Raw genomic sequence first — 16,810 nt, forward strand, 5'->3', positions numbered from 1 at the left:
ACTATGCCGGTTACACCGGAGGAATGGCTGCCTGTGCTGGCGAAGCGTCTTGATGCGGCGTACCCGCGGATCGCCCGCCTTCGTCGGTACGCTACGGGTGATTCGGACTTGCCTGAGATGGGCAAGAACTTGAAGGCTTCGTGGCAGGCGTTCCAGAAGAAGGCCCGGACGGACTTCGGCGGCCTTGCTGTTGGTGCACTGGCTAACCGGATCCGGTTGAACGGCATTGCCATCGGCGGGAACCAGAATCACCCGGCCTTGGCTGTTGCCAGGCGCATCGCCCGTGACAACCGCCTAACGAGCCAATTCAAGAAAGCTGTCAAGGACTATCTGACGACGTCGTACGGCTACTTGGTGGTTTCCTCGGACGAGGGCCGGGCTGTGATTACGCGTGAGAAGCCGGAAATGTTCTATGCCGCCACGGATCCCATCCGGACTTGGAAGGCCGTCGCGACGCTGAAGGTGTGGCGGGATGAGTATGCCGGCAAGGATTTCGCCAGAGTGGTTGTCCCCGGCCGCGCAGTCTTGTTTTCCCGGGCTTCGAGGAACACCAACGGCCTGGCTGTGGTGGGCGCCTACAGCGATGACTGGTCTGTGGTCTCTGAACAGGAGTACGACGGCGACGTTCCGTGCATCGTTCTTCGTCGCGATGACGAGATGGGGCTTTTTGAGCCTCACATGGACGTCATCGACCGCATCAACCTGGGAAAGCTTCAGCGGCTCGTGACAACGGCGCTGCAGGCGTACCGGCAGCGGGCGTTGAAGTCCAGTGCCGACAGTCAAGGCCTGCCTGACAAGGACGCTGACGGCAACGACATCGACTTCCGGGCAATGTTTGAACCTTCCCCCGGTGCGATGTGGGAGCTCCCCGAAGGTCTGGACATCTGGGAATCCCAGTACACCGATACAACCCCGATGCTGAACGCTGAGAAGGCTGATGCGAGGGACTTCGCGGCCGTTTCGCGCACTCCGGTGTATGTGTTCACTCCTGAGAGCGCGAATCAGTCCGCAGAGGGCGCGGCAGCAGCCAAAGAGCAGCACGTTGCGCTGGCTGAAGACGAGATCGAGAACATCAAACCTGGTCTTGACGTGCTCATGATCTACGCGCTCCGTGTCGAGGGCGTGATCCTCCACGAGGACGAGACGTTGGACATGCTCTTCGTCCCCGCTGACCGCGTTTCCTTGTCGGAGAAGTACGCGGCCGCCGGGCAAGCGAAGGCGGCCGGCGAATCATGGGATTCCATTGCTCGGAACATTCTTGGCTACTCCCCTGAGCAGATCCGGCAGGACGCTTTGGCGCGGGCCACGGAGCAATTGGCAATCACGGCGTTGATGGGGGCACCGAATGGCGGACCTAACCCCGGCGCAGCGGCTTAGCGCGTACATGACGGCATCCACGCAGGTCCGCGAACGAGTAATGACGTTCGCGGACCTGCTGTGGGGCTCCATGGACTCTTACCGTGACGCCGACATCAACCGTTTGGTTGACGCCATCGTTCCCCGCGTCCAAGCCGGGCAAATCGCCATAGCGAACCTGACCGCAGCCTATGTCGCGGATGCGGCTGGTGCCGCTGGTGTCCCGGTCATCATTGCTGAGGTCACTGACGGCCGAGGTGTTGACCCTAATGTCGTCTACCGGCGCCCGGCCGTGACCGTGTATTCGGAGCTCGCCGCGGGCGCCCAATTCGCTGATGCTGTGAAGGCCGGCGGCCTGCGCCTGACGCAACTGATCGGCATGGACATGCAAATGTCCAAGGTCCGCCAGTTCCGGACCTCTGGAACCGCTGCCGGTTTCGATGGGTTCAGGCGCACCCTGACCGGCCGCGAGAACTGCGCGATGTGCGTCATCGCTTCCACGCAGCGTTACCACATCGGCAATTTGATGCCGATCCACCCGGGTTGTGACTGCGGTGTTACCCCGCTGAAACGCGGGGAAGGCGTCTCCCAGGTCATTGATGAGGCTCTGCTCGAGTCCACTCACGACCATGTGGCGGACTTCGCTGGCGTCGCCAACAGAGGCGGCAGGGCACCCGATTACCGGCAGCTCATCATCACCCAGGACCACGGAGAGTACGGCCCCACGCTGGCTTGGCGCGGGGACGCTTTCACCGGCCCTGATGATCTCTAAATTTCCCTGCTGACAAGCGGCGGGGCTTTGCCCGAAACGGGCAAACATCCAATACCCGAAACGGGAGTAGAAACGAATGTCCAAGACACCGGCACACCACGGCATTGATCTGTTCGCCCCCGGCGGCCTTACCGAACTGTTCGCTTTCCACCGCGCAACCTTTGGTGACGCGGTCATGGAAGGAGACGACGGCGGCGATACGGACAAGGGCAAGGACACCACTGTGGCCGAACTGCTCGCAGAGGTTGACAAGTGGAAGTCCCTGGCCCGCAAGAACGAGGACCGTGCCAAGGAGAACGCGGACAAAGCGAAACGCTTTGACGCGCTGGAAGAGGCGAACAAATCCGACCTCGACAAGGAAAAGGCCCGTGCTGACGCTGCCGAAAAGGCGCTTGCTGATCGCGACACCCAAGACGCCGTCACCAAGGACCGTGATGACGTCGCCAAGGAATTCGGCATCGACGCCGCGCTTCTGCGTGGTGCCAGCCGCGAGGAACTGGAAGATCACGCCAAAGCTCTCCAGCCCCTCTTCAAAAAGGACAACGCGCCCGGTTCTGTGGGCGCCGGCGACGCGGGCAGCTCCGTCCACGACAAGGAAGAGCTGTCAGCGGACGACGTCGTTGCTGCCGCTGTGAAGCGGTAACGAAAACAAACTCCCTAGCATGTCCAGCCACGGACCTGCTGGGCGCACACCCCTAAAGGAGGGACCGTGGCTAACATTTTCGAGAAGGGCACCAAGTTTGCCCAGACCGCACTGGCGCTTCTGCGTCGCGAGGTCAAGACCCCTGGCTTGTTCATTTACAAGTTCGGAAAAGCGGATTTCACGGGCGCTGCTGGTGACACCATCAGCATCAAGCGGCCCCCGCTGCTCCGGGCCCGGGATAAGGGCTGGCGCACGAACAACGCCATCATTGTTGACCAGTTGCAGCAGTCCCGCATTCAGGTCACCCTGAGCCAGCACCCGTACAACGCCGTCGCATTGTCTTCGGAAGAAGAAACCCTCGACGAAGTGGACTATGTCCGCGACGTCCAGGCCCCGCAGGTTCGTTCCGTCCTCGAGTTCTTCGAGGAAGTCATTGTTGCCGTGCTGGCGGCAGTCGAGTTCGCCTTCACCGTGGCCTTCGACCCTGCTGGTACGGGCGCGGTGGCTGATCCCCGCAAGGTGGCGATCAAGGCCCGCAAGCTCTTCCAGAAGGCGCACGTTCCGACCAGTGGCCGGTATTGGCTTGTTGGAGCGAACGTTTCGGAGGCTGTCGCGTCCTACGACAAGCTGCTTGAAGTGGACACGTCGGGACTTCCAGAGGCGCTGCGCGAAGGTGTTGTCGGCAAGCTCGCCGGTTTCGTCATTGTTGAAGTCGACGCGCTCGGCGAAGACGAGTCCTACTTCGTGCACGAGTCGGCAATCGCCATCGCGACTGTGGCTCCCGTTGTTCCCAACGGCGCTTCCAAGGGCGGTGGTGTGGCGGCCGGCAATGGCCTGGCAGTGACCCAGCTCTGGGACTACGACGGCGACCTGCTGTCCGACCGCTCCGTGGTGCACGCCTTCGTTGGCGCGTCAGCCGTTCTTGACCCGCAGGTCGAGGAAGACAAGAGCTCCGAGGACTACGGCCGTATCATCCTCGGTTCGGACGGCAAGCCGGTCATGGATTTCTTCCGCGCCATCAAGGTTGAGTTCGGCGCTGAGGACACAACGGACAGCGCCACGTGGACTATCCAGGTGACAGGCTCCCCGACTGACGGCACTTACCAGCTCTTAGTTGACGGTGAGGCCACGGGCCCGATTGCTTACAACGCCACCAACGGGGCAGTCGCTCAGGCTCTCAACGAGCTTGAGGGCGTAACCGGGGTGAAGGTCACCGGCAGCAGTGCCAAGACGCTGACTTTCCAGGAGGACGTCATCGTCGCGGCGGATGCCGCTGGTTTGGTTGGCGGCACCAGCCCCAACGTGACCGTCACGAAGGTCTAGCCAAGGAGGGAGAGGTCATGCCTGATCTCGCTAACGCGACTGATGTTGAAGCACTGCTTGGGCGTGACCTCTCCGACACTGAGACGCGAAGGGTGGAGGGCATCCTTGCGAAAGCCTCCGCCCTGTTCCGCCTCGAAGCCCGGCAGCAGTTCACTCCGGGCGAGTCGTTGGTGAGGTTGCGCGTCACTTACGGGCGCGTGTACCTGCCGGAGCGGCCCGTGGTGGAGGTTCATTCGGTGACGGATGATGCCGGTGCCGCTGTGGCCTACAAAAGGTTCAAGCAGTGGTTGACGGTCTGCCGTGGCTCCCACGCGTTCGTCACTGTGGCCTACAGCCACGGATCCGACACTGTTCCCGAGCTGGCTAAGTCGACGGTGGCGGACATCGCCCGGAAGGTGCTCAGCATCGCGCCTGAAGCCGTCACGGGTGTCACGCAAATGTCCACGACGTCCGGGCCTTTCACAGATTCGGCAACGTACGCGGCGTGGGCTGTGGGCGGGCAGACGATGCTTTCACCGGATGACCAGGCCACTGCCCGGTCGTTCCGTGCGAGGCCGCCCAAGGTCACGGTGATGGTTCCGTGACGGGCCGTCAGCCCGGCGAGGTGACGGTCCAATTCAAACGCCGGTTGCCGGGAACGGTCGTGGACGGTTTCGAGACGGTGGCGTACGGGCCGTGGTTCGACGTCGAGGGCTGTCTCGTGGAGTACGTGAACGAAGCATCCGAGGATGACCGGGCGGGCCGGGACAAGGTCGTGCACGCGGCCGTTGTTTATGCCCCGCCCCTAGATGACATGCCCCGCGAATACGACATGGCCCGGCTTCCCGACGATATGGCCGAATACGACGTCATCAACCGGCCGGCGCGATGGCGGCGGGTCGGGACTGAGATCCGCTTGGGAAGGGTGGCTGGCTGATGCCGAACATCAAGTTCAACGACAGGGAATTGTCGCGGCTGCTGAAAGAGACGGCAAAGAACGATGTGAAGAAACGCGCCGATCGTATCGCCGCCGCCGCGGGTGATGGCATGGAGTCCTCCGTCGTTATTGGTCGCACCCGCGCCCGGGCGTCAGTCATCACAGCCACCTACGCCGCACGGACAGCTGAGGCGCGTAACGCCGCACTGACCCGGGCAATTGACGCGGGCCGGTGATCGGATGCTTCCTTCGGCTCTTCTCTGGCTGATCCACTACCTGGACCAAAAACTGACGGAAACGGTGCGGGGCGAAGTGCCCCGTGACCGGCCCACCGAGTTCGTCCTCGTGTCAGTGGCTGGTGGTGACAATCGCACCGCCGTTACGGGCGCCGTCCAGGCGCTCATCGAGTCTTGGGCCGGAACCATCCTCGAAGCCGAGGCCTTAGCCCGTGAAGTTGACGGTCTTGTCAGGAAAGCGCCAGGCCAAACCGTTGACGGCATCTACTGCAAGGGCTCACGTGCCTTCGGGCTCCCGTATGAGTCCCCTGATCCAGATTCAGGAGCTGCGCGTTACCGGCAGCTCGTTTCTCTCACTTTCCGCAGAACGGAGTAAACCATGACCCGCGTAACTTTCGCGGTGGACCACGTCACCAGCCGGGGCCGCACCTTCAAACGGGGCAGCACCCATGACGTAAGTCCTGCCGAGGCACGCGAACTCATTTTCAACGCCAAGGCGGTCGCTGCCAGCCCCGCACCGGCGCCCGTCAAACCTGTTGCGGCCAAGCCCGCCGAAAAGTCCAAGGAGGGCTAAGAGCAATGACACTGAACAAGTCAAACGTCCGTATTTTCGGTGACCTCGGCACGGAAGTGTTCCTGGCGCCGAAGGGTTCCGTCCTCCCGGAAGACGTCAACATCGACCCCGACGCCCCGTTCGAGGGGCTTGGCTGGCTCTCGGAAGGCATCGACGTTGATATTTCCGTTGATGTTTACAAAGCCAAAGGTGTTGGTGGGGTGACGCTCCGCACGAAAGTTACAGGCACCGAACGCACCATCAAGTTCCAGTGCCCGGAGGACACGCCCGGCGTTCGTGACCTGTACTACGGCATCACAACCCCTGACGTGGTGACCGGTGCCGGCGCTGCCGCAGTCGCGAAGTCGCAGATCCTTCCCGAGCGTCTGCCCACGATCCAGCGTGCGGCCGTATTCAAGAACGTTGACGAAGGCATCACGGAATACCTGTGCTGCACGAACATCGAGATCACTGACCGCGGCACCCTCAGCTACAAGTCGGATAAGGAAAAGATCTACGAGTTCACGGTGGAACTCGTTGGCGATCTCTACATCCTGACCAACGATCCCGTCTTCACGGGCGTGTAACAGGCCGCTGCGGGGTGGGTTTGCTGACTCCCCACCCCGCAGCTTTCCACACATCAAAAAACAGTCAGCACACCTCTTTCTCAAACACATCCTCAAAGGAGTCAGCAAACTCATGGCTACAGCACGCAAAGAACTGTCCGAAATCAAGCAACCCGAAGACCACAAGGCCAAAGTCGAAGACTTCACCATCGAATTCTCCGGTGAGAAATTCACCGTGAAAGCCAAAGCCGTGAAGGACTACCGGATCCTGATGCTCCTTGCGAAGGTCGAAACTGATGCGTCCGCGCTGCCCGAAGCGCTTACCAAGCTTCTGGGTGCCGAGCAGCACGAGCGCATGATCGATGCCATCGAAGACAACGAAGGCTTCGTTGACATCGAAACGGTGGGCGAGTTCCTGCGTGAACTCATGCAGGCAGGTAACCGAAAAAACTCCTGATCCTCGCCCACTTCCTGGCTAATCACCCGTCCGAGCTACGCGCCGACCTTTATCGGTTCTATGGAATCGATTTGGGCGACATGCACGCTGGGCGGGTTTCTGCCTTAACGGTCGCTGATTGCGCAGCGCATATGCCGCGTGGAGGTGCGATCGGCCAGGCAGTGGGCGGGGCCATGGCCATCACAGGCGAGCAGGAGGCGCTGTGGGGTGTCGAGTACGCCGTGATCATGTCCGCGTGGTCGGCCGGTGGGGGTAAAGGCAAGAAGCCGAAGCCGCGCGACTACCCGGTAGGGACTGCGGCTGAGGAAGCCAAACGCGCACGAGTTCTCTCGCAGGCGAAGGCCTTCCAAGCCAAGCGCCGCTCCAAGACCTGACCCGAAGGAGGGTTCCGTGGCGTCTGAGCTTGCCGCTATGTACGTTTCGATCGCACCGAACATGTCCGGTTTCTTGACTGGGGTGCAGAAAGAACTGAAAGGCGTAGACGGATACGCAAGCGCAACGGGCACCAGCTCGGGCAGCGCATTCTCCAGCGCTTTCGGACGTGCTGTCAGCGGTGCCGGGGAGGCTTTGGCCACGGTCCTGAAGGTTGGCGCGGGCGCGGCCTTGGCAGGTATCGGGGCCGCCGGCGCGGTGGGCGTCAAAACCGCCGCGCAGCTCGAAACCGCGCAGATCAGTTTCACCACCATGCTCGGGTCCGGGGAGAAAGCCCAAGCTTTCCTCCAAGACCTGAGCAATTTCGCAGCGGCAACACCCTTCGAGCTCCCGGGGTTGGAGACTTCCGCGTCGGCGCTGGTTTCCGCTGGCATTGACGCTACCAAAGTCATCCCGATCATGACCAGCCTGGGCAATGCTACTTCCGGCATGGGCACCGGAGCCGAGGGCATTCAGCGGGCCACGGTTGCGCTCCAGCAGATGAACGCGGCGCAGAAGATCAGCGCCGAGGATCTCAATCAGCTCCGGGACGCAGGAATTCCCGTCTATGACCTGCTTGCGGCCGCGACTGGTAAGAGCGCCGTCGAAATCGCGGATATGGCGGCCAATGGCAAGCTGGGTCGCCAGGAGCTTGAACAGCTCATGACCGCCTTGGAAACCGGCAAGGGCTTGGAGCGGTTCAACGGCCTAATGGAGCAGCAGTCCAAGTCGCTGTCGGGCTTGTGGTCCACAGCCAAGGACACCTTCTCGACCGGCCTGGCCGACGTCGTGCAGCCAGCCATCCCCCTCATCAAGGACGGACTTGGCGGCGCCACAGGATTCCTCGCTGACGTTGTTCTCCCGAAAGCCAAAGTCGCACTTGCTGACACGGTGGGTGGTATCTCCGCCTTCCAAAGCGCGTGGACAGTCAACGACGGGATCTCGACGACCAGCGGTTTCCCGGGCCTTATGGAGAAGACTGCGTTCTTTCTTCACTGCGTCAGCGACGGTCTTGGGAAGCTAAACTTTTCCAGCCTTGACGGGTTCCTGTCGTCCGTAAAGAGCACCGGCGGCGAAGTCGGGCCGGTTTTGGCTGACGTGGGCAGCAGCCTTGCTGGGCTGTGGCCCGCTGTGAAGGAATTCTCCGCACAGGCACCCACACTCGCCACAGGCGGCCTGAAGCTCCTTGCCGGGGCGCTCGGATTCCTGTCCGACCATGTGCAAACAATCATCGATTGGATGCCGGCCATTGTGGCGGGCTTCGTCGCGTGGCGGGTGGCTCAGATCGCGCTCAACGCTGCAGCAGCAGTCACACCTGGGATCCAGTTGGCAGTGAACTTGACGCGGATCGCCGCTGCACGCGCTGAGATGGGCTTGACGGCAGCGCACAAAGCCTCGGCCGCGGCGGCCGCACTGTCCAGTGAGGCAACTGCTGTTCAAAGTGCAGTGACTCAGAACGCGACGAGGCAGACCATCGCACAACGGGTCGCCACTGTGGCAGCATCTGTGGCTCAGAAAGCGTCGGCGGCGGCCCAGTGGCTATGGAACGCCGCGATGTCCGCGAACCCGATCGGCATCGTCATCGCTGCCGTCGCAGCCCTCGTGGCTGGCCTTGTGTGGTTCTTCACTCAGACGGAGCTCGGCAAAGAAATCTGGGCGAACGTCTGGGGCTTCATCCAAACCCTCGTGGCCGGGTTCATGGACTGGTGGAACGGCTCCTTCGTTCCAGCGTTCTCCACCGGCGTTCAGGCTGTTGGCGCCTTCTTCACGTGGCTGTGGGAAACCAGTGTGAAGCCAACGATCGACGCCGTCGGCGCGGTCATCATGTGGCTGTGGGACAACGTGATCGTCCCGGCGTTCAACGCCTGGATGACGATCATCGGCGGTTTCATGGCGTTCTTCCAAGCCCTTGGGGAGATCGTCGTTGCCGTGATCCAGCAGTGGATCGCACCGATGTTCGTGTGGTTGTGGGAGCAGGTGATCGTCCCGGCCTGGAACGGGATCATGTCCGTGATTGGTGCGGCGTGGACGTGGATCAACGACAACGTTTTCGCGCCCATCGGTGTTGGCATCAGCGTGATGGGCCAGTTGTGGGACTGGTACTGGAATCAGGTCATTGTCCCGGTGTGGAACGGGATCATGTCCGCTCTGGGCGCTGCATGGGCCTGGATTGACGCCAACGTTTTCCAGCCTATCCGCGTGGGCGTTGATCTGCTCGGTCAGGGCTTCAATTACCTGTGGTCGAACGTGGTCGTGCCGGTGTGGCAGGGCATTCAGGACGCTATCGGTGGGACGTGGAACTGGATCCGGGACACCGTTTTCACTCCCCTGACTGACTTCATTCAGAAGACCATACCGGCGGCTTTCGAGGCCGGTAAGGACGCCATCGGCAGGGCGTGGGAACTGATCCGCGACGTGGTGAAGGCACCGATCGCTTTCGTCATCGACACGGTGATCAACAACGGCATCATCGGAGCGATCAACACCGTTCGTGGCTGGTTCCAGCTGGAAAAGCTCCCGACCGTGGCAATGCCGGCAGGATTCGCGACTGGTGGCTACACGGGCCCCGGCGGCGTAAACGACCCTGCGGGGATCGTCCACGCCGGCGAGATTGTGTGGTCCCAGGCTGACATCAGCCGTTGGGGTGGCGTCGGTGTTGTCGAAGCGCTCCGCAACGCCAAGGGCTACGCAAGCGGTGGGCTGGTCTCGCCGCTGGACAGTTACGTCCTCTCCCAAGGGTTCTCCGGGCTCTCCGGTCACAACGGCTTGGATATGGCGGCACCCACGGGGACGCCCATCCACGCGGCAGGCCCGGGTACGGTGTCGTTCGCTGCCTGGTCCGTTTACGGCGGCGGCAACGAAATCCACATCGATCACCCCAACGGGTTGCAGACGTGGTACGCGCACATGAACGGCTTCAATATCGGTCAGGGCGCACAGGTAAGCCAGGGTCAGACCCTTGGTCCGGTCGGCATGACGGGCCTCGCTACCGGACCCCACCTGCACTACATGGTCCTCGATGGTGGCTGGCCGAACGTGCTCGACCCGACGCCGTACCTGACCGGTGGTGGTTCAGCCGGGTCCGGTGCCGGGGCCGCCATGATCAACCCCTTGGCCGGTTTGCTGGATGGCTTCCTGAGCTCATTGAGCTCAGCGTTCCCCGACGCCGGTCCCATGCTCGAGGTCGCCGTCGGCGCCGTGAAGATGGTCTTCGACGACGCCATGAAAGGCCTCGGTGATCTGATCAGCGGGGCCGGGGACAGGTCCGGGGCTGTCAAAGGCTCCACACGCGGCCCCAGCGTAAGCCCCGTGCTCTTCGACAACGGCGGGTTCCTGGAACAGACAACAGAACCGTTCCTGATCCAGCACAAACGCACACGCCCTGACGCGGTCCTCACCGATTCGCAGTGGAAGATGATGTCGGCCACCAGTGATTCGGTGCGCGATCTGTCCTCCGCGTCCATCGGTGACGCCGTCGGGGCTGCTTTGGAAAACGCACGCATCGAGCTGGGCGGCGTGAATTACCTCGCTAACGCGGTGTCCGCCCGGATCGTGCTCGCGAAACAACGAAGGGTGTGAACATAGGTGGCTGTCTCGATACGGGCTTCGGCCGCATTCGTGGCGAATAACTCGCGCGGCTCGGTATCAATCAACTGGCCTGCCGGAACCGTCGCCGGTGACCTCGCCGTCGCGGAGATCGACTGGGCCAACCCGTCGCCCCCGGGTCCGGGCTGGTTGACGGTGGCTCCGAACATTTTCGCGAAAGTCGTCACTGCTGCTGACCTAAGTGCCGGGTCGTTCCAAGTGAAGACCTCCCTTTATGGGATGGTTGTTTTCGCTGGGGCGGCCCGCGCTGGCAGGGTGACGTGGCAGAACGGCGTGCGTGTCAGCGCTGGCGGCGCTGCAGTGTTCTTTGGCTGGTCCGACCCGTACGACAACGTCTCTGAGATGGGCGCCCCCGCCGGTCAGGTTGGGGCACCCGCGAAGGACTTCACGAACAGGTGGTCGTCGATCGCGGCACGGGCCGGGCTGACGGCTGGTTATGTCCAGTCCACGGCCTCTCCCCCGCATAGCCTTTCGGTGGAGATCATCGCCGCGGCCACCCCTCCCGCTCCTTTGCTGTCGGCTCCGGCCGCCGGCGAGGAAGTGGGCCGCGCTAACCCCATCACGCTTGTGTGGTCCCATCAGGGCCAGGGCACGCAGGAGGGCTACAGGGTTTCGATCCGTCAGGTCGGCGCGAGCGTGTGGTCTTATCTGACATCGGCCGGGGCGTTGTCGGCTTCGTTGCAGACAGTTGCTGGTTCGCAGCAGTCAGCCACGATCACGGCGGCGACGTTGACGGCCGGTGTGGCGTATGAGTGGCAAGTCGCCACACAGGAGAACGGCACTTTTTCGGCCTATTCGGAAGCGCGGCAGTTCATACCTCAGAACCCGCCGTCGGTTACTTCGGTAACGCCTTCGGTGACGGCCGGGCAACTGGCCGGCACGCTGTCATGGGCCGCGACGGCGACGGCCGGGTCTTTGGTGGCCTGGCAGGTCGCGATCACCACAGCGTCCCAGTCAAGCCCCGATTCGCCCATGTTTCTGTCGCCTGTCACCGCTGGAGCGTCCACAACAACGGGTGTGCCCGTGCTGACGTGGACGAACGGGGCATCGTACAAGGCATGGGTCCGTGTCCAGCAAGCGGGTGGTTTGTGGTCGCCGTGGAACAGTGGAACGTTCACCGTGTCATGGACCCCACCAGCGGCCCCGACAAGTGTTGCCGGTGCTAACACGCGGCCAATGCGGGCCAACGTCACCGGAGTCCCTGCCGGTCGGGACGTCGCCGCGCAGTGGTCCCGGGACGGTGGCGCCACGTGGACTGACCTTGGCTACAAGATCGCCCCCGGCACAACCGCCTTCTTTGACCATCCCCTCGCGCCGTTTAACGTCCCCGTCATCTTCAGGGCCAGGTCGTTGGAGATCGTCAACGGCGTTGGCTTGCCCTCAGCGTGGACTGTTTCGGCTGCCGTGGTGTCCACTGACCGGGGAGCGTATTTCGTCGCTGACGATGGGCCATGGGTCGCTGTGACCGTTGCGCAGGTCGGGCCGGTGGAGCACGTCCAGGGGGTTCAGGTGTCTTACGGGATGGGCGCTGACGGTGCTCGCGTGGATCGGTCACCGGTCCAAGGCAAACGCGGCTCCCTGACGCTCGATGTCGGCACACGAGAGGCGAGCACTGCGCTCACCGACTGGATCACCACGCGTGAAGCCTGGACGTTCCGAGGTCATCCGGAAACCGGGGACAACGCAACCGACAGGGACACCGGCACGCAACGCATGTCCCCCGCGAAATCTGTCACGTCCGAACTTCCCGTGCAGGCTCTCATCGAGGACCGGCACATTTCGTTCGACTGGGTCGAAAGGTAACACCATGGCTATCACAGCGGCGGACATCAAGATCCGTCTTTCGGTTACGAGCGGCTCGGCGGGGAACACCTCCACATCGTCGGGACCAGCGTCGTTGGGTAAGTACGTCTCAACGACTGACGTCCCTACGGGAACAAACCAGTTCTTCAACCAGGTCACAGGTACGGAGAATGCCGGGTCAGTCACTAAGTACCGGTGCTTCTTCGTTTACAACGCCCACGCCACCCTCACGCTCATGAACGCCGTTGTGTGGTTGCAGGGCGGTGACCCCGCCGGCGGAACGGCTGTGACGCTGGCTGTTGACTCGACGCCGGCTTCCGCTGTGGGTTCGGCGTCCGCCCAGGCGCTCACGGCAGCGTCGGAAACGGCCCCGGGAGCCCCTGTGACAGGACTGGCATATTCAGCCCCGTCAACCTCCGATGCTGGTCTCTCGCTGGGGAACATCGGGCCCGGACAGGTCCGTGCTGTGTGGATGAAACAGGCCGCACAGAACTCCACGGCCGTCACAGAGGCCGTGACACTAGCGGTCACGGGGTCGACTCTCGCCTAGCAGGGAAAGGGGGCCGCTGTGGCTGTCTCGTTTGTAGGGTCTGCCGCCTCGTCATATACAGGCACAACATCGCCACGAACCGCCACACTGACCGTTTCAGCGGGTGACGTCCTCGTTGTCCTCGGTGGAGGCTCCGATGGAACCACCCTGGGTTCCCCCACCAACACCGGCACGGCACTGGCATGGACCCTGAGGCAGTCATACAGCAACGGGACCAGTTGGGGCACCATCTACCTGTGGACGGCCGCCGCAGCTGAGACCGGTTCGCTCACGGTAACCATCGCCCGTAACACGTCAGGCTCAACCACGAACTACGGGTTCACGGTCCTGGCTTACAGCGGCGTAGGGGCCATCGGGAACACGGCGCTCAACAACAGCAGCTCAGGGGCGCCCGCCCTCTCCATGACTGTAGAGTCCGGCACCTTCGTGGCGTTCGGCGCTACGGACTTTAACGGCCAACCCGGTTCGGCTGCCTGGCTGAACTCCGGCACGACGGTTGTTGACGTGCTCAGCAACAACCACTTCTACGTCGGCCGGTACGGTTCGCAGACGGCGGGAACCCGCAGCTATGGCTTGTCCGGGCCTACGCCGCAGAAATGGGCCGCTGCCGCGGTTGAGCTGCGGCCCATTCTCGACGTATCAGCCACCCGAAATGTTGCTTGGGACGTGCAACAGCAAGTAACCACAACCCGTGACGTTTCGTGGGACGTGACCATGCAAACGGTCACAGCCTCACGCGCCGTGACATGGAACGTTCTCGGCAAAGTCGAGGTCACCCGCCAGGTCCGGTGGGAAACCAAATGGTTGGGCACGTGGCGGGAAATCGTCAACACCCCCGAGTGGTTGGCGATGGTGGACGCACCTTCCCGGACCATATCTTCCCGGGCAGAGCTCGTCGACGCGAACGGCAATTTCGTCCAAGACCTCATCTTCGATACAGCCAGCATCGACTACCGGGGCGAGGCGGCGGAAGCCTGGGCAGGGTCCGTGACTTTCACCGACCCGTCCATGGCCCCGAAGTCCCCCACAGACGTTCTGGATCCTCGGTCGGGGTTGCGGGCGCGGTTCTGGTGGCGGGTGCTTCATGAGGACCAGTGGTTTGAAGTGCCCGTCGGGACGCTCATCCTTGATGACCCGCAGATCGATGATTCGTGGGATTCGTGGGGTATCAGCGTCACAGCCAGGGACATCCTGTCCGTGGTTCGTCGCACGGGTTACGGGCAGGTCATCATCCCGGTGGGTGGGGTGACCGTGGATGTCGCTATCAAGCGCCTGTTCGCGGCCGTTGCCCCGTGGGTCACAGTGAAAGTACCGCCGTCGCCCATTGTGTTGCCGGGCGCCTACCAGCTTGGTCTGGACAACGCGGACCCCGCGAAGGACTGGACGAAACTCGCTGACATGGCCGGCTGGGTTGTCCGCACCGACCGGATGGGGACCGTCATCGTTGGTCCCCGCCCTGAGCGTGCCTGGCTGGTCGCGGACTGGCAGGAAGGCGCCGGCTGCCCCGTGTCGACACTGTCGCGAGGCATCACCCAATCGCAAATGTTTAACCGTGTCCTGGTCCGCTCCACCGCCCAAGACGCGGTGGGCGTGTACGCCGTCGCCGAAGACGATGACCCGGGTTCGCCCTCATGGGTTGGCCGGTTCGGGCCGTTCACGAAAGTCATCGAATCTGACGCGGTCAAAACCACGGAAGCAGCCCTGTCCATGGCAAAAATGCAGCTCGGCAGGTACCTCCGACCGGCCGAGTCCGTGCAAGTCACTGTGCCGCAACGACCCGACCTGGAATACCGCGATCAGATCGCTTTGGCCCGGGCCCGCTCCGGTGTCGCCGGGGTGTTCATGGTGTCCGGATGGACGTTGAAACTCGGACCCGCTGACCACGGCCCGGAACGAATGTCCGTGACCATGATGACCAGGAGCCTGCAATGACCGACGCCGTCGACCAACTAGCCGCGGAGATGGACGACGACGGTAGCCCATCAGGTAACCGGATTGTGAACGGGACGATCGTTGCCCGTACCGGGGATATCGTGAAGGTCGATATCGGCGGCCAAACCGTCGACGCCTATTCTCCGGTCACCGCCGGGCTGCCAGTAGATGCCACTGTCCAGCTAACCGTGCAGGGGGGCACCGCCTCGGTCACGGCTGTCATTAGCGGTCCGTCCGGCGGTGTTCCCGCTGGCGCGGGGGCCATCTGGTTCACCGACACGCCGCCTCCGGGGTGGCTGATCTGCAACGGGGCCACTTTCTCCGCCACGGACTACCCGGCCCTGTACGCGGCGCTCGGCAACGCCAATGTGCTGCCAGACATGCGGGACCGCTTCCCCATTGGAGCGTCGGCCAGCAAGTCGGTGAAGTCCACCGGCGGTGCTGCATCAATCACGCAGACCGTGAACCAAATGCCCTCCCACAACCACAACATCAGCGTGAACAACGCGACAATCCGTGAAGGCACGGCGGCGAACCCAACGACCATCGCCTACCCGGTGGTGAACGGCGCAGTGACAACGAACACCGGCGGCGGGGCACCGATGAACATCCTGAACCCGTACTTCTCCGTGAACTTCATCATCTACGCCGGAGCGGTTGCGGCATGAGACTAGGAGAGACGTGTGGAGCCAGCGCTCATCACTGCCATCGTCGGAGGCCTCGTTGCCTGCGGCGGAGGCGCATGGAGACTCATCGACCGGGCTGACAAGAAGCGTGAACGCAGGGAGGTGGCTGTGGAAGCACTCCTGACAGCCCGGATCGCGGAACTGGTCAAGAGGGTGAAGGCCCTCGCCCGGTACAACTCCCGAATCAAAGCGGCGGCTGGCAAGTGGCGGGAACAGCTGATCGCCAACGACATCCAACCCGATCCCGCGGACTGGCCGGAGGGTGACCATGACGACACTGAATGACCCGGAGCTCGAAGCGGCGCAGGCTGAGGTCGAGAAATCGAGACGAGCCGCAAAGCGCACGATGCTCATCCTGGCGGCGTTGTCGTTGGTGCTACTGGCCGTGGTGGTGTTTTCGGTGTGGCTCGCGTCGGATAATCACAGGCTGGCCGTCGTGAATGCCCAGTACGGCAACGAGCAGCGAACCGAAAAGCAGAACCTGGCGCAGGCGGCCACAGATACCCTGTGCAAGTCTGCGGATCAGACAGCGGCGGAGTCGGAGACGTGCCGCAGCTTGGAGAAGGCAGCGACCGAGCCGAGCACTGGCCCACAAGGCGTTCAAGGTTTGCAGGGCATACCGGGCCCGAAGGGTGACCAGGGTTTGCCGGGTACTCAGGGTGTCCAAGGGACGCAAGGAACCGCCGGACCAAAGGGCGATAAGGGAGACACTGGCACTGTTGGTGCCAGTGGAGCCGCTGGACCCGCCGGCGCCGATTCGAGAGTGTCTGGCCCTCCCGGGCCGCAGGGCGAACAGGGGGCTCCGGGACCGGCAGGACCGGCAGGACCACCCGGAACCAACGGCTCAGACGGAACCGACGGAGCCGACGGCCAAAACGGCACGTCGCCCAGCTCGTTCACGTTCACGGACACTTTCGGCACCACATACACGTGCACACCCAACCCGCCAGGCTCCAGCACCTACACGTGCACAGCAGTCCAACCAGTCCCAGCGACTTAG

Annotated in this window: 19 protein-coding genes; all 19 read left to right on the forward strand. The window is 62.8% G+C overall.

Annotated features, from left to right (window positions below; translation table 11 throughout):
• The first annotated feature begins 3 nt into the window (after positions 1-3).
• The 19 genes from PJL15_RS00350 (at position 4) to PJL15_RS00440 (ending at position 16,810) form a co-directional block, all read left to right on the forward strand.
• A complete protein-coding gene (locus PJL15_RS00350; RefSeq protein ID WP_281449241.1) occupies positions 4-1,377 on the forward strand; it encodes a phage portal protein in 1,374 nt (457 codons plus the stop codon).
• Entirely contained in the window at positions 1,346-2,128 is a 783-nt protein-coding gene (locus tag PJL15_RS00355; RefSeq protein WP_281449242.1) for a hypothetical protein, read from the forward strand. The genes PJL15_RS00350 and PJL15_RS00355 overlap by 32 nt, the downstream gene beginning before the upstream one ends.
• 76 nt (positions 2,129-2,204) lie before the next feature.
• On the forward strand, positions 2,205-2,771 hold the full coding sequence (locus PJL15_RS00360; RefSeq protein WP_281449243.1) for a hypothetical protein: 567 nt from the start codon (positions 2,205-2,207) through the stop codon (positions 2,769-2,771).
• Positions 2,772-2,837: 66 nt separating this feature from the next.
• On the forward strand, positions 2,838-4,094 hold the full coding sequence (locus PJL15_RS00365) for a P22 phage major capsid protein family protein (RefSeq protein ID WP_281449244.1): 1,257 nt from the start codon (positions 2,838-2,840) through the stop codon (positions 4,092-4,094).
• Between the two features lie 17 nt (positions 4,095-4,111).
• Positions 4,112-4,678, forward strand: coding sequence for a hypothetical protein (locus PJL15_RS00370; protein ID WP_281449245.1), 567 nt, complete (start codon positions 4,112-4,114; stop codon positions 4,676-4,678).
• A 20-nt stretch (positions 4,679-4,698) separates the two neighbouring features.
• Positions 4,699-5,010, forward strand: a complete 312-nt coding sequence (locus tag PJL15_RS00375) for a hypothetical protein (RefSeq protein WP_281449246.1) — start codon at positions 4,699-4,701, stop codon at positions 5,008-5,010.
• Positions 5,010-5,246, forward strand: coding sequence for a hypothetical protein (locus tag PJL15_RS00380; RefSeq protein WP_281449247.1), 237 nt, complete (start codon positions 5,010-5,012; stop codon positions 5,244-5,246). Before PJL15_RS00375 ends, PJL15_RS00380 begins: the two co-directional genes overlap by 1 nt.
• Before the next feature lie 4 nt (positions 5,247-5,250).
• Entirely contained in the window at positions 5,251-5,622 is a 372-nt protein-coding gene (locus PJL15_RS00385; RefSeq protein WP_281449248.1) for a hypothetical protein, read from the forward strand.
• 3 nt (positions 5,623-5,625) lie between these two features.
• Entirely contained in the window at positions 5,626-5,820 is a 195-nt protein-coding gene (locus tag PJL15_RS00390) for a hypothetical protein (protein WP_281449249.1), read from the forward strand.
• Between the two features lie 5 nt (positions 5,821-5,825).
• Complete coding sequence (locus PJL15_RS00395) at positions 5,826-6,386, forward strand: hypothetical protein (protein WP_281449250.1); 561 nt, start codon at positions 5,826-5,828, stop codon at positions 6,384-6,386.
• A gap of 112 nt (positions 6,387-6,498) precedes the next feature.
• A complete protein-coding gene (locus PJL15_RS00400) occupies positions 6,499-6,822 on the forward strand; it encodes a hypothetical protein (RefSeq protein ID WP_281449251.1) in 324 nt (107 codons plus the stop codon).
• A gap of 131 nt (positions 6,823-6,953) precedes the next feature.
• Positions 6,954-7,196 carry a hypothetical protein gene (locus PJL15_RS00405; RefSeq protein WP_281449252.1) on the forward strand — a complete coding sequence of 81 codons (243 nt, stop codon included), beginning with the start codon at positions 6,954-6,956 and terminating at the stop codon, positions 7,194-7,196.
• Between the two features lie 16 nt (positions 7,197-7,212).
• The gene (locus tag PJL15_RS00410) at positions 7,213-10,812 is read left to right on the forward strand and encodes a peptidoglycan DD-metalloendopeptidase family protein (protein ID WP_281449253.1); all 3,600 of its coding nucleotides are present in this window, start codon (positions 7,213-7,215) and stop codon (positions 10,810-10,812) included.
• 6 nt (positions 10,813-10,818) lie between these two features.
• Positions 10,819-12,642 carry a hypothetical protein gene (locus PJL15_RS00415; RefSeq protein WP_281449254.1) on the forward strand — a complete coding sequence of 608 codons (1,824 nt, stop codon included), beginning with the start codon at positions 10,819-10,821 and terminating at the stop codon, positions 12,640-12,642.
• Positions 12,643-12,646: 4 nt separating this feature from the next.
• Complete coding sequence (locus PJL15_RS00420) at positions 12,647-13,192, forward strand: hypothetical protein (protein WP_281449255.1); 546 nt, start codon at positions 12,647-12,649, stop codon at positions 13,190-13,192.
• Between the two features lie 18 nt (positions 13,193-13,210).
• The gene (locus tag PJL15_RS00425; protein WP_281449256.1) at positions 13,211-15,124 is read left to right on the forward strand and encodes a hypothetical protein; all 1,914 of its coding nucleotides are present in this window, start codon (positions 13,211-13,213) and stop codon (positions 15,122-15,124) included.
• The gene (locus PJL15_RS00430) at positions 15,121-15,792 is read left to right on the forward strand and encodes a phage tail protein (protein WP_281449257.1); all 672 of its coding nucleotides are present in this window, start codon (positions 15,121-15,123) and stop codon (positions 15,790-15,792) included. The genes PJL15_RS00425 and PJL15_RS00430 overlap by 4 nt, the downstream gene beginning before the upstream one ends.
• 15 nt (positions 15,793-15,807) lie before the next feature.
• Entirely contained in the window at positions 15,808-16,095 is a 288-nt protein-coding gene (locus PJL15_RS00435) for a hypothetical protein (protein WP_281449258.1), read from the forward strand.
• Positions 16,079-16,810 (forward strand): hypothetical protein, encoded by a 732-nt coding sequence (locus tag PJL15_RS00440; protein ID WP_281449259.1) that lies wholly within the window; start codon positions 16,079-16,081, stop codon positions 16,808-16,810. Before PJL15_RS00435 ends, PJL15_RS00440 begins: the two co-directional genes overlap by 17 nt.

This window comes from Paenarthrobacter nitroguajacolicus (assembly GCF_029952445.1).
Taxonomy (GTDB): domain Bacteria; phylum Actinomycetota; class Actinomycetes; order Actinomycetales; family Micrococcaceae; genus Arthrobacter; species Arthrobacter nitroguajacolicus_B.

What these genes read in the sequence shown, in the direction of transcription:
- PJL15_RS00350 (WP_281449241.1), top strand. Translation starts at nt 4, where the DNA reads ATGCCGGTTACACCGGAGGAATGGCTGCCTGTGCTGGCGAAGCGTCTT.
- PJL15_RS00355 (WP_281449242.1), top strand. Translation starts at nt 1,346, where the DNA reads ATGGCGGACCTAACCCCGGCGCAGCGGCTTAGCGCGTACATGACGGCA.
- PJL15_RS00360 (WP_281449243.1), top strand. Translation starts at nt 2,205, where the DNA reads ATGTCCAAGACACCGGCACACCACGGCATTGATCTGTTCGCCCCCGGC.
- PJL15_RS00370 (WP_281449245.1), top strand. Translation starts at nt 4,112, where the DNA reads ATGCCTGATCTCGCTAACGCGACTGATGTTGAAGCACTGCTTGGGCGT.
- PJL15_RS00380 (WP_281449247.1), top strand. Translation starts at nt 5,010, where the DNA reads ATGCCGAACATCAAGTTCAACGACAGGGAATTGTCGCGGCTGCTGAAA.
- PJL15_RS00385 (WP_281449248.1), top strand. Translation starts at nt 5,251, where the DNA reads ATGCTTCCTTCGGCTCTTCTCTGGCTGATCCACTACCTGGACCAAAAA.
- PJL15_RS00390 (WP_281449249.1), top strand. Translation starts at nt 5,626, where the DNA reads ATGACCCGCGTAACTTTCGCGGTGGACCACGTCACCAGCCGGGGCCGC.
- PJL15_RS00395 (WP_281449250.1), top strand. Translation starts at nt 5,826, where the DNA reads ATGACACTGAACAAGTCAAACGTCCGTATTTTCGGTGACCTCGGCACG.
- PJL15_RS00400 (WP_281449251.1), top strand. Translation starts at nt 6,499, where the DNA reads ATGGCTACAGCACGCAAAGAACTGTCCGAAATCAAGCAACCCGAAGAC.
- PJL15_RS00405 (WP_281449252.1), top strand. Translation starts at nt 6,954, where the DNA reads ATGCCGCGTGGAGGTGCGATCGGCCAGGCAGTGGGCGGGGCCATGGCC.
- PJL15_RS00420 (WP_281449255.1), top strand. Translation starts at nt 12,647, where the DNA reads ATGGCTATCACAGCGGCGGACATCAAGATCCGTCTTTCGGTTACGAGC.
- PJL15_RS00430 (WP_281449257.1), top strand. Translation starts at nt 15,121, where the DNA reads ATGACCGACGCCGTCGACCAACTAGCCGCGGAGATGGACGACGACGGT.
- PJL15_RS00440 (WP_281449259.1), top strand. Translation starts at nt 16,079, where the DNA reads ATGACGACACTGAATGACCCGGAGCTCGAAGCGGCGCAGGCTGAGGTC.